General features: G+C 39.0%; 10 protein-coding genes. All 10 read left to right on the top strand.

Annotated elements, in window-relative coordinates; all coding sequences use genetic code 11:
- Positions 1–52 precede the first annotated feature (52 nt).
- The 10 genes from tatA (at position 53) to mdoH (ending at position 12,455) form a co-directional block, all read left to right on the top strand.
- On the top strand, positions 53–295 hold the full coding sequence (tatA, locus tag PALI_RS15725; RefSeq protein ID WP_077536429.1) for a twin-arginine translocase TatA/TatE family subunit: 243 nt from the start codon (positions 53–55) through the stop codon (positions 293–295).
- A 5-nt stretch (positions 296–300) separates the two neighbouring features.
- Positions 301–615 carry a Sec-independent protein translocase protein TatB gene (gene tatB / locus PALI_RS15720; RefSeq protein WP_193156430.1) on the top strand — a complete coding sequence of 105 codons (315 nt, stop codon included), beginning with the start codon at positions 301–303 and terminating at the stop codon, positions 613–615.
- Positions 616–682: 67 nt separating this feature from the next.
- Complete coding sequence (tatC, locus tag PALI_RS15715) at positions 683–1,423, top strand: twin-arginine translocase subunit TatC (protein WP_193156429.1); 741 nt, start codon at positions 683–685, stop codon at positions 1,421–1,423.
- Between the two features lies 1 nt (position 1,424).
- Positions 1,425–1,928, top strand: a complete 504-nt coding sequence (locus PALI_RS15710) for a hypothetical protein (RefSeq protein WP_193156428.1) — start codon at positions 1,425–1,427, stop codon at positions 1,926–1,928.
- Entirely contained in the window at positions 1,928–2,713 is a 786-nt protein-coding gene (locus PALI_RS15705) for a TatD family hydrolase (protein WP_193156427.1), read from the top strand. The genes PALI_RS15710 and PALI_RS15705 overlap by 1 nt, the downstream gene beginning before the upstream one ends.
- Positions 2,713–4,566, top strand: coding sequence for a sensor domain-containing diguanylate cyclase (locus tag PALI_RS15700; protein WP_193156426.1), 1,854 nt, complete (start codon positions 2,713–2,715; stop codon positions 4,564–4,566). The genes PALI_RS15705 and PALI_RS15700 overlap by 1 nt, the downstream gene beginning before the upstream one ends.
- Positions 4,567–4,578: 12 nt before the next feature.
- A complete protein-coding gene (hemB, locus tag PALI_RS15695) occupies positions 4,579–5,589 on the top strand; it encodes a porphobilinogen synthase (RefSeq protein ID WP_193156425.1) in 1,011 nt (336 codons plus the stop codon).
- Between the two features lie 120 nt (positions 5,590–5,709).
- Complete coding sequence (locus PALI_RS15690; protein ID WP_193156424.1) at positions 5,710–8,361, top strand: ExeM/NucH family extracellular endonuclease; 2,652 nt, start codon at positions 5,710–5,712, stop codon at positions 8,359–8,361.
- Positions 8,362–8,902: 541 nt separating this feature from the next.
- Positions 8,903–10,522, top strand: coding sequence for a glucan biosynthesis protein G (locus tag PALI_RS15685; protein ID WP_193156423.1), 1,620 nt, complete (start codon positions 8,903–8,905; stop codon positions 10,520–10,522).
- Positions 10,494–12,455 carry a glucans biosynthesis glucosyltransferase MdoH gene (gene mdoH / locus PALI_RS15680; protein WP_193156422.1) on the top strand — a complete coding sequence of 654 codons (1,962 nt, stop codon included), beginning with the start codon at positions 10,494–10,496 and terminating at the stop codon, positions 12,453–12,455. Before PALI_RS15685 ends, mdoH begins: the two co-directional genes overlap by 29 nt.
- Positions 12,456–12,563 lie beyond the last annotated feature (108 nt).

Genomic DNA, 12,563 nt, shown 5'->3' with positions numbered 1-12,563 from the left:
ATAATTAGTATTTAAAATATACATTTAACCGTTTTATATATTGGAGAAAACCATGGGCAATATGGGTATTTGGCAATTACTGGTTGTTTTAGCGATAATCGTTGTACTTTTTGGCACAAAGAAATTACGCGGCATGGGTAGTGATTTAGGCGGTGCAGTTAAAGGGTTTAAAAAAGCTATATCTGATGATAAAGACGTAGATAAAGATATGGCTGAGCAAATTCAAAAATCAGAAAACGCAACACCTACTGAGTCTACCAATACTGACAAAACCAAAGATAATAATAAGGCTTAATTAGCATGGGTATGTGGGAGCTTGTTATTGTTTTAATTGTTGGCTTAGTCGTATTAGGCCCTGAGCGTTTACCTGTCGCTATTAGAACGGTGAGTCGCTGGATAAAAACAGCTAAATCTTTAGCAAACTCAGTGAAAGCCGAAGTAAGTGAAGAATTGCGTGTTCACGAATTACACGAAAATCTTAAAAAAGCTGAGCAACAAAATTTAAAAGATCTAAGCCCTGAACTACAAAGTTCGTTAAGTGAGCTACAGCAGGCCGCACAATCAGTAACCCACAGCTATAAAAAAGATCACATAGAAAAACCCAATAACCACTAAGTTGATGAAAAAAAGTGAAACTAACCACTCTCAATTTGGTCAACTTATTTATATGGTATAAGAAGTAATGACTGAGGAAGTAAAATCAGGGTTTGTTGCTCATTTAATTGAGTTGCGCGACCGGCTCATTAAATCGCTATTAAGTATTTTAGCTATTTTTATTGCCATTGCGTATTTTTCAAACGATATCTATACATTTGTCGCAGCACCATTGGTTTCGCACTTACCAAGTACCGCGACGATGATTGCAACCGATGTAACAGCACCGTTTTTTGCTCCCTTTAAACTGACATTATTTGTGGCTTTATTTGGATCTATTCCGTGGATACTGCATCAAATCTGGGGATTTATAGCACCTGGTTTATACCAGCACGAAAAACGTATGCTCATGCCCATACTCGCCTCTAGTATTATTTTATTTTATAGTGGCATTGCATTTTGCTACTTCGCAGTATTACCTATTATTTTGGGCTTTTTTACAAGTACAGGCCCTGAGATGATGACTCTTGCGCCCGATATAAGTAGTTATTTGAGTTTTGTATTAAAATTATTTTTTGCATTTGGCATTGCCTTTGAAATACCAGTAGCCATTATGCTTTTATGTTGGAGCGGTGCAACAACAACGCAAAGCTTAAAAGAGAAACGCCCTTATATTATCGTAGGCGTTTTTGTATTAGCTATGTTTTTAACACCACCCGATGTGTTATCACAGACATTATTAGCGATACCCATGTTAATTTTGTTTGAGCTAGGTTTAATTCTAGCGAAATTTTATACCGTTAAACCACAACAAGAATCTGAGGAATAAAATGAAAAAACAACTACTACCATTATTAGCTTTACTAAGTATCCCTGTAGCACATGCTGATGAAATTAACCTGCAGGCACTTCAAGCGTGTACATTTATTGAAAATGATTTTAACCGTTTACTTTGCTACGACAATGTTATGGCTGGTAAGCCATTGAGCAAACCAGCAGCAGCTACACAATCTCTACAAAATACCTCACCAGTTCCAGTTACAGCTATTGCGAATACTACAAAAATAAAAAATGAGGATTTTGGTTTAGAGCATAAAGAAATAGCGAAAGAAAATGACGATAAAATCACAGCCGCAGTAAGCAGTATTAAAGAAGCTCCGTATGGCGAGTTAATCATCAACCTAGAAAATGGTCAACAGTGGCGTCAGATTGGTTCAGATAGCATGCGTTTAGAAAAAACAGATACTGTTGTAATTAGCCGTGGTGTATTTAACTCATTTTTACTAGTAAAATATGGCCAAAAGCGCTCTATTCGCGTTAAACGTACTAAATAATGCCATATACCTTAATTGATTCAGGGGTTAATTTAACCAACCATCAATTTGATGATCAGCATTACAATATTGTGCATCGCGCAAAAGATGCTGGTGTTCGTCATATGCTAATTATTGGCTGTGATATAGCAAGTAGTAAGCAATCGCTTGAACTTGCTATAAAGTTTCAACAGTATTCTACAGCGGGTATACACCCTCACGATGCAAAATCAGCGACTGAGGAACTAGAAAATCAGCTAACCAACCTAGCAAGCCATAATCATGTACTCGCTATTGGTGAATGTGGATTGGATTATAACCGTGACTTTTCACCTAGAGATACTCAACGCAGCGTCTTTAGGCGCCAACTTGCGCTTGCTGAAAGTTTAAATTTGCCTGTTTATTTACATGAACGTGATGCTTTTGAAGATATGTTCGCTATTCTCAAAGAGTTTAACGTGCGGGGAATATTACACTGTTTTACCGGCGATGCTAATGCATTGCAAAGCTATTTAGATTTGGGGCTTTATATAGGCATTACGGGCTGGGTGTGCGACGAAAGGCGCGGTAAAGAACTGCAAAAGCTAATACCAAGCATTCCAATAGAGCGGTTGTTAATTGAAACTGATGCACCATTTTTAATTCCACGTACAGTTAAACCTAAACCCAAATCACGTAAAAATGAACCTTCATTACTACCCTATGTTTGCCAAACACTGGCTCAACTTTACCAAATAGATGAAAAGATAATAGCAAAGCAAACTACAGAAAACTTCTATCAACTTTTTAGTCTAGAGACACGTTAATGGCATACGCAAAAACATTATTTAGCATACTAATGTTACTTTGCGCATTTTTCTCTTTTGCAAACCCTATAATAATAAACCAAGATTTCAAGCAACAAAACATCAATAGTTTACACTACTCTTTTGCCCCCACATCACTATTAAACGCAACACAAAGCGATTTTACTAAATGGCAAAAAATAATAAACAAACCGCTTAACTTAGGCTTTGAAAAACGACCTGTATGGCTTTATTTTACATTGAAAAATACATTAAACTACGATGTAGCTCCTTTGCTCTCACTTGATAATCCGCTACTAAATGAAGCTCAGGTATTTCACTTATATAATTCAGAACTACTTTCCCATAACCAAGTTGGTGATACGTTTAAACTCGCCGAGCGCCCTATAAAAAGTGAATCATTATTAGTTAAATTAACGTTGCCCGCAAATAGCATAACGACCGTTATACTCAAAGTGACTAACGATGGAGGATTACGTATACCGCTTACCTTATGGCAGCAAGATGCCTATTTAGCCCATAAAAGTAAAATTAATTTAATATACGGTTTGATTATTGGTTTTGTTTTTTCGTTGGCCTTAAGTTGTCTTGTTTTGTATGGTTTTTCGAAGAAGCCCTACTTTGCTTACGTGAGCATAATAACGCTTACCTTAGGTTTACTGCTTTCATATTTTTGTGGGTTTGGTGTGCGTTACTTTCATCCTAATTTCCCCGCAATTCAGCAAGTAATAGTTCCTATATTAATTATGGTAATTACATTATTGTTTTTGCCTTTGCAGCAACAAATTTGCCAACTTAAATCCTCTTTTTTATTGCATACACAAAATATAACAAGCAGTTTATTTGCGATTTTACTGTTATTCATTTGGTTGCTACCAAGCTCAATGGCTACGCTTCTTTGTTTAGCTATTACGCCTATTGTATTGAGCCTTTACCTTTTAACTACACTAATATGTATACGAACTAACCCTTCTAAACCAAGTAAAGCACTGCTATTTTCACTCAGCTCATTTTTAGTGGTTATGCTGTACTTTAGCGTTGTTGTTTTTGACTTATATGCTTTTAATCGCAGTAGCCTTACGTTTGTTTTTATTTGCTTTCTAAGTTGTGCTTTTAGCCTGTGTTACGCCGCAATGAAACAATCTATCTTAGAACACGACAAACAGGTAGTAACGCAACAAACCTTAATTGCTGAGAGTGCAGCTCAAGATGCGTTACTAAAAGAGCGCCTTGCCTTACAAGAAGAAGCAAGCCAAGAACTTGAAGCACAAGTTGATGAACGCACCTTTGAACTACAAGTAACCTTAAGAGAACTTGAAGAAAAAAATAGAGAGCTTGAACAACTCAATACTGAGGATGCTTTAACCGGTGTAAAAAATCGTCGATTCTTTGATAAAAAATTAATAATGGAATTGCGTCGCTCTCGCCGTGAACAAACCCCGTTGAGTATAATTATGCTTGATATCGATCACTTTAAGTCAGTCAATGATACATACGGGCATTTAACTGGCGATCAAGTAATTAAAGCTGTGTCTGGTATTATTAAGAACAATTTAAAACGCCCACTTGATGAGGTCGCACGTTATGGCGGTGAAGAGTTTGTAGTGCTTTTACCAAACACACCACAAAATGGAGCATTTGATATTGCAGAACAAATGCGCAAAGCAATCGCAAAAAGTGCCGTAACGGTTGCGAGTACTGAAATTAAGTTTACAATTAGCGCAGGTGTGTATACCTGTGTTGCCGATGATATTAACAAACCTGAAATTTTTACTGAATGCGCCGATAAAGCGCTTTATTACGCTAAACAAAACGGCCGCGATCAAGTAGTTACCTTTCCAATCCCACAGTAGGAGCATATTAATATGGCCCAATCAGGACTCGACCTTTTTCCGTACACTCGTATGCGCAGAATGCGCCGTAGTGATTTTTCGCGCCGCCTAATGGCCGAAAACCAACTTAGTGTTAATGATCTTATTTACCCGGTATTTGTGCTAGAGGGCAAAAATCGTCGTGAAGCAATTGAATCAATGCCAGGCATAGAACGCTTATCTATTGATTTATTGCTTATTGAGGCAAAAGAGCTCGTTGAGCTCGGCGTGCCAGCCATTGCAATCTTTCCGGTAACGCCTACAGATAAAAAGTCATTATTCGCCGAAGAAGCTTACAATGAAGATGGTTTAGTGCAGCGAACTGTTCGCGCTTTAAAAGAAGCTTACCCTGAACTCGGTGTAATTACTGATGGTGCACTTGACCCATTCACTACACATGGTCAGGACGGCATTATTGATGACACAGGTTACGTAATGAATGACGTAACCACTGAAATTTTAGTTAAACAAGCACTTTCTCATGCACAAGCTGGAGCCGATGTTATCGCTCCTTCAGATATGATGGATGGCCGTATTGGCGCAATTCGTGAAGCACTTGAAGCGGATGGCTTTATCCATACTCGCATTATGGCTTATTCAGCTAAGTATGCCTCTAGCTATTATGGTCCTTTCAGAGATGCAATAGGTTCTGCAGGGAACTTAAAAGGTGCTGACAAAAAGACCTACCAGATGGATCCTGCAAACTCTGACGAAGCAATACGTGAAGTTGCATTAGACTTACAAGAAGGCGCTGATATGGTTATGGTTAAGCCAGGTATGCCTTATTTAGATATTGTACGCCGCGTTAAAGATGAGTTTGGTGTGCCTACTTTTGCATACCAAGTGAGCGGAGAATATGCCATGCATAAAGCCGCGATTGATAACGGCTGGCTCGCTGAAGAAGCAACCATAATGGAGTCTTTACTTGCATTCAAACGTGCTGGAGCTGACGGTATTTTGACTTACTTTGCAAAGCAAGCTGCACAGTATCTAGCTAAAAAATAAATAATAAAAAGGCGGGAAACCGCCTTATTTACATTTATTAACATTAAAGTATTATTTCTGTCACTTTTTTTCCCTAAACTGGTGTCCCATTTGGGATATTAATACACGGGAAAACTAAATATGTTTAAAACAAAAATAACACCGTTGGCACTCGTCATCGCAAGTCTAAGCGCACCTGCCTCTGCTAATCTAATAATATCTGAGTACATTGAAGGTAGCAGTAACAACAAAGCAATAGAGCTTTATAATACATCATCAAGCGAAATTTCACTTGATGGTTATACGCTCAGCTTATATTCTAATGGTAAAACAACGGTAAGTAATAAAATCAGCTTAACCGGCAACCTTGCAGCTAACAGCACTTATGTTATCGCCAATGCATCCTCTGCAACTGCACTTAAAGACAAAGCCAACATTAGTAGTGCCGTTGCTAATTTTAATGGTGATGATGCATTAGTACTTACTCAAGGCGCGACTGTTATTGATAGCTTTGGTCAACGCGGTGTTGATCCAGGTTCATTTTGGTCTGGAGGCGGAGTAAAAACACAAAATAAAACACTTCGTCGCAAAGAGAGTATATTAATTGGTCGTATTTTACCCGATTCGACCTTTGATCCAAGTGAAGAATGGATTCAGTTCAGCCAAGATGACTTTGATGGCCTAGGTGTTTTTGGTAGCACAACCCCTGTAGATCCAGAGCCAGAACCGCTTGAACCATTAGTGTGTGGGGCAGATAAAACACAAATTAATGTCATTCAAGGCAATGGTACTGCAAGTCCACTTATGGGTACTCTTGTTGAACTAGAAGGTGTTGTAAGCGCAGACTTCCAAGGTGACGGTCAATTAAAAGGCTTTTTTGTAAGCTCACTTGCTGATGATATAGATGCTAACCCGCTAACTTCCGAAGGTGTATTTGTATACTTTGCAAATACTGACGTAAGTGTTGGAGACCATGTTCGCGTGCAAGGTACTGTCGAAGAGTATTTCAATGCAACACAAATTGGCAGCGTAAGCCAAGTGTCTGTTTGTGATACTGGTTTAACTGTAGCTGCGACAAAAATCACTTTACCTTTAGCCAATACCGATGATTTAGAACCATTTGAAGGCATGCTAGTAACATTAGAACAACCATTGGTGGTTACCAATAACTATGCTCTTGGGCGATATGGTGAAGTAGAAGTTGCAACAGAGCGCTTATACCAAGGTACGCAAATCGCATTACCGGGTGAAGCAGCCAATGCAATTGAAGCCGCAAATTTAACTAAAAAAATCTTAATTGATGACGGTTCAACGACTCAAAACCTAGATCCTACCGCCTACCCTGCGCCGGGTTTATCGGCAGAAAATACATTACGTACTGGTGACACGGTAAATACCGTTACCGGTGCGCTGGCTTATAGCTTTAATCTTTATCGTATTCATCCAACTGTAACACCTCAGTTTATTGCAACAAATGCGCGTAAAGATGCACCAGAGCTAAGTGCTGAAGCAGATCTACGTGTAGCAAGCTTTAATGTGCTCAATTACTTTAATGGCGACGGTGAAGGCCAAGGCTTCCCTACTAGTCGCGGGGCAGATTCAGAAGCAGAGTTTATTCGCCAAGAAGCTAAAATTGTCAGCGCGATTAGTGCAATGCAGGCCGATGTTGTTGGCTTGATGGAAATAGAAAATGATGGCTTTGGTGAATTTAGCGCTATTGCGAGCCTAGTAAATGCCTTGAACGACGCTGATACGGCCAATCAGTACGCATTTGTTAACTTTAATCTTGATAAAATTGGCACAGATGCAATTACTACCGCATTGATTTACCGAACCAATAAAGTAGAAGAGGTCGGTACCGCCGCTATAACAACTGATACACCGTTTGATTTTAGTAATCGCGCTCCGATTGCACAAAGCTTTAAATCTTTAGCAACCGACGAAGTATTTACAGTAGCTGTAGCACACTTAAAATCTAAAGGTGGTTGCAGCAGTGCCAGCGGTGCTAACGAAGATCAAAATGATGGCCAAGCTTGTTGGAATGAAATACGTACGCAAGGCGCTAATGCATACGCTGATTGGCTAAACAGCAAACCGACCGGTATCGACGACGAAGATATTATTTTAGTCGGCGACATGAATGCTTATGCGATGGAAGACCCTATACGTGCGTTTGCAGATAAAGGTTATAAAAATGTCATTACTGAACTAGATGGCAATACGCTTGGCTATTCTTATAGCTTTTCTGGTCGCGCTGGTAGCCTTGACCATGCTGTAGCAAGTGCATCATTACTTAGTAAAGTTGTATCGGCTAAAGACTGGCATATTAATGCTGATGAGCCAATTTCGCTTGATTATAATGTTGAATTTAAAAGTGATGCTCAACAATCTAGTCTTTACTCAGAAAGTGCTTATCGCGCGTCAGATCATGACCCTGTAATAATTGATATTCGCTCTACCTCTGTTACAACTCCTGAACCTGAGGTAATAACAGGTGAAATTAATAATATTAGTGGTTGGTTTTGGTGGAAGAGCTATACCGTTGAAATCCCAGAAGGATACGACGAGCTTACAATTAACCTTAACGGTGGTTGGGGCGACGCCAACTTATTTGCGCGACACAACAAAAAGCCAACTTACTTTAGAAATGATTGTGCTTCAATAAATAGAGGAAACACTGAAAGCTGCACATTTACCAATCCAAAAGGCGGTAAGTGGAAAGTTCGTATAAATGGGCTGGCACCGTTCTGGAACGTTAAATTAAGCTACAAAGCAACAAAATACGCAGACTAGCTGACACTCGGTTCAAAGTATTTACTAACACTTATTAGTAAATACTTTGAACTACTCATAGTCGACTTCTATAGATTGATATTATATATAGCCCCCCATAAATTATTTTTCTATTCATATACAAATGTAATTCAGACAAGCTTCAGTAAACAGCCCGTAATATCCTCATACGATTTCACAATCATCTGCTTAACCAATAAATCATTACACGAAACCAAATTAATTTTATCCAAGTGGTATACCTAACTCACCCTAGATTAGGTTATACCAATCTGCTTATATATGGGGTCTATTTAACGTTAAGAAAATTACGCTAGAACTAGGCAAAAATTTTTGTATCTAGTTGTTCTAAATAAAAAATTTTTAACGACGTTAGAGTGCAATTTAATTCGTTAAATTGATCAAAGATTTATGCAGTTTGGTATTAACTATTGATATAGAAGGTTTTTTGCATTCAGTTGTAGATCTAGTCAGTTTAAAGCAGGTAAATCAATATCAACCTAACCATAAAAATAAGCCGTGTTTTTATAAAGGAACGAAAATGAAACAATTAACCCATTTAATACCAACCTGGCCACTATGCTCAAAGCCACTTTTGGGTCTACTTATTATGTTTTCGACTTTGGGAAACACTCATCAAGCATTTGCTGCAACTGTTGATGCTGCAATTCCACAAAGCAGTTTATTTGATGTAATAAGCGCACGTGCAAAAAAGCTAGCCGCTGAAGAATACATTGCGCCTAAAAATATTGAGCTTGATGCACTCAATAATATTGATTACCAAGACTATCGATCTATTCGCTTTAAAAAAGATAAATCGGTATGGAAAGACGAAAGTCTATATGAAGTACAGCTATTTCATCCAGGTTTTTTATATAAAACACCTGTAACTATAAATACCGTTGATGGTGATTCTAAGCGCAACCGCTTACCTTTTAGCACTAATTTTTATCACTACGACTCAACAGCAGCGCCTTTAAAAGACGAAATAGATAAAAGCGTCGCTAACATGCAATTAGGCCATGCCGGTTTCAGACTCCATTACCCTCTAAATACCAATGAGTACAAAGATGAGGTCATGGTATTTCAGGGCGCTTCATACTTTCGTGTTGTCGGCCCCAATCAAGTTTACGGGTTATCCGCTCGCGGTTTAGCTATTGATACCGCAGAAGCCTCAGGCGAAGAATTTCCTATGTTTAAAGAGTTTTGGTTAGTTAAGCCAAAACCACAGCAAACAAATATTGTTATGTTTGCATTACTTGATAGCCCATCAGTATCTGGCGCATATCGATTTGATATAGACCCTAGCACTAACACAGCTGTAAAAGTTGATATGCAAATATTTGCACGTAAAGACGTTAAAAAACTGGGTGTAGCACCTCTAACAAGCATGTTTTATCACGGTGAAAACAGCACTAAGTTTTTTGATGACTACCGCCCTGAAGTTCACGACTCTGACGGCTTATTAACACAGTCTCAAGATAACAAATGGATATGGCGCCCTCTTAATAACCCAGCCCAACTCAGTGTGACTTCTTTTTCATACAACAACCCTAAAGGCTTTGGTTTAGCCCAACGCGATCGAGACTTTAATAACTATTTTGATACCGAAGCCCATTACCACGACCGCCCTAGCCTTTGGATTGAACCTGAAGGTGAATGGGGCAATGGCCGAGTAGAGCTGGTAGAAATACCTACAGATACCGAAACTAACGACAATATAGTAAGTTATTGGGTGCCTGAAAAACCATTTAAGGCGGGTGATTCATTAAAGCTCAGCTATAAAATGACAACTTTTAACGCTCAATTAAATCAGCATGAAAAAGCACGCGTCGTTCGTACTCGAATTGGTAGTGCAGCACTACCAGGCGAAGACAATCCACCGCCAAAAAGTCATCGTCAATTCACTGTCGATTTTTCAGGACCCGAGCTTAATCAATTATCTGAAAAGCTAAACGTAATAGCCGACATTCAACTAACAACTGGCGAAGTAAGCGATGTAACGGTACAAAAACTACCCGATACTTTTGGCTGGCGTGTGGCTTTTAAAATTGCACCACAGGACGGTAAGCCAGTAGATATGCGTTTATCGCTAAAACTACGTGATAAAGAAATTAGTGAGGTATGGAGTTATGTTTGGTATCCAAATGACATCAAGTAAGCAAAACCAAGGAACATCAATGCCTTTTAAAACACTTCGCGTATGGTTATTTGCCATCGCTGCTATTGGTATATCGGGTTACGGTATGTCAATCATGTTTGAAATTTTAAATTCCAACGGGATGACTTTACTCGAATATGCACTACTGGCTTTATTTTCAATTACGTTTGCGTGGATTGTAACCGCATTTTGCAGTGGTACAATTGGCTTTATATTACAGCTTTTACGCATTGATCCACTCACTCTTAGGCGTGTGAAGCCAATTGAGCCTAATAGCCAAGCGCTAGCGCAGCAAAGAACAGCCGTTGTGATGCCAATTTATAACGAGGATACTCATCGTGTTATTGCTGGCTTTGAAGTAAGCTTACAATCGCTAAAGGAGACGGGGCAACTTAATCATTTTGACTTTTATTTGCTAAGCGATACTCAAGATCCACAAATAGCTAAAAACGAACTAAGTGCATGGCATGCATTGTGTGAACGCTTAGGTGATACAGCAAAACACGTATTCTATCGTCGTCGCGAAAATAACAAACACCGCAAAGTTGGTAACCTAACCGACTTTTGTGAGCGCTGGGGAAGCCAGTACGACCATATGATTGTACTTGATGCTGATAGCGTAATGACCGGAAAATGCATGCTAGAGCTCACTACTAGTATGTTAAACAACCCTAACGTCGGTCTTATTCAAACAATTCCGATCCCCGTTCGCCAAGACACCTTTTTTGGGCGATTTTTACAATTTGCCTCCGTGCTTTACAGCCCAATGCTGGCGACAGGCTCTGCGTTTTGGCAAACCGATAAAGCAAATTACTGGGGCCATAACGCAATAATTAGAGTTGATGCATTTATTGCCTGCTGTGGCTTACCTACTTTAAAAGGTAACGCCCCATTTGGTGGTGAAATACTCAGTCATGATTTTGTTGAAGCGTCTTTGTTACACAGTGCTAATTGGGACGTATTGCTCCTATCAGACATTGAAGGAAGTTATGAAGAAGTTCCAAGTAACATTTTAGATTATGCTGTACGCGACAGACGTTGGGTACAAGGCAATATTCAGCATCTTGGCTTATTGTCTTCGCCAAAGTTAAAGCTAATGAGTAAATTTCACTTTCTGTTGGGCGCAACCGCTTATATTTCATCATTAATTTGGTTATCGATGTTAGCGCTAAGCACCATAGATGCAGTCACTCGTGCGCTAAATAGTGATGTGTATTTTAATCGCGCATACCAATTATTTCCTACGTGGCAAATCGCAAAAACCGACTTAATAGATTCGTTATTATATTTAACCATTATCATATTGTTACTCCCTAAACTAATGGGTGTGATCGTAACTCTTATACACAGGAAAAAGCGTTTTGGTGGTTCTATTAAGCTTATATTAGGCTCTTTAATAGAAACTATATTCGCAATTATCGTTGCGCCGCTTATGATGGTATTTCATGCCTACTTTGTTGTTTGCGTATTTTTAGGGAAAAAAGTGAAGTGGGATGCCCAGCCACGCGAAGGTCGAATGGTTCCATGGAAAGAAGCGTTTAGTTATACGTTATTTTCAACCATTGTGGCTATAGTATGGGGCAGTACTGCTTATTACTTCACTCCCGTATTCTTTTGGTGGCTCTCACCTATTTTACTAGGCTTGGTATTAGCGGCTCCGATTGTGCGCTATTCAAGCAGTATCAAACTAGGCGTATTTCTTAGAAAAATAGGTATATTTATTTGCCCTAGTGAAATAGATAACGATTCAACACTAGCAGCGCTGAAGGTACACCTGAAAGAAATCTCAGTTCCGAAAGAAGGCCAATACCCAGCAATTGTGCCTGTGCTGCCAAAAGAGCACTTGGTGACAATGCCTATTCAGTGCTTTAGCAAGCCACGTAAACTAAAGATGAAAGCGCTAAAAGCAAAGGTAATAAAAAAGTTTAACTAACACTACCCAATAAACAAAAAAGGAGCAACGTATTGCTCCTTTTTTAATGCGTGATATCTAAGTAACACCAATTCAGTTAATTAAGTGATCTATTTTTAGGTAAGAAAA

It is taken from the genome of Pseudoalteromonas aliena SW19, from assembly GCF_014905615.1.
GTDB classification, from domain to species: Bacteria; Pseudomonadota; Gammaproteobacteria; order Enterobacterales; family Alteromonadaceae; genus Pseudoalteromonas; species Pseudoalteromonas aliena.
The sequence above is the reverse complement of the archived record's forward strand: the minus strand, read 5'-3'. Positions and strand labels throughout refer to the sequence as shown.

Excerpts from the sequence above, each read along its gene's own strand:
- PALI_RS15690 (WP_193156424.1), top strand. The coding sequence starts at position 5,710 with ATGTTTAAAACAAAAATAACACCGTTGGCACTCGTCATCGCAAGTCTA.
- hemB (WP_193156425.1), top strand. The coding sequence starts at position 4,579 with ATGGCCCAATCAGGACTCGACCTTTTTCCGTACACTCGTATGCGCAGA.
- PALI_RS15685 (WP_193156423.1), top strand. The coding sequence starts at position 8,903 with ATGAAACAATTAACCCATTTAATACCAACCTGGCCACTATGCTCAAAG.
- tatB (WP_193156430.1), top strand. The coding sequence starts at position 301 with ATGGGTATGTGGGAGCTTGTTATTGTTTTAATTGTTGGCTTAGTCGTA.
- PALI_RS15705 (WP_193156427.1), top strand. The coding sequence starts at position 1,928 with ATGCCATATACCTTAATTGATTCAGGGGTTAATTTAACCAACCATCAA.
- mdoH (WP_193156422.1), top strand. The coding sequence starts at position 10,494 with ATGTTTGGTATCCAAATGACATCAAGTAAGCAAAACCAAGGAACATCA.
- tatA (WP_077536429.1), top strand. The coding sequence starts at position 53 with ATGGGCAATATGGGTATTTGGCAATTACTGGTTGTTTTAGCGATAATC.
- PALI_RS15710 (WP_193156428.1), top strand. The coding sequence starts at position 1,425 with ATGAAAAAACAACTACTACCATTATTAGCTTTACTAAGTATCCCTGTA.
- PALI_RS15700 (WP_193156426.1), top strand. The coding sequence starts at position 2,713 with ATGGCATACGCAAAAACATTATTTAGCATACTAATGTTACTTTGCGCA.
- tatC (WP_193156429.1), top strand. The coding sequence starts at position 683 with ATGACTGAGGAAGTAAAATCAGGGTTTGTTGCTCATTTAATTGAGTTG.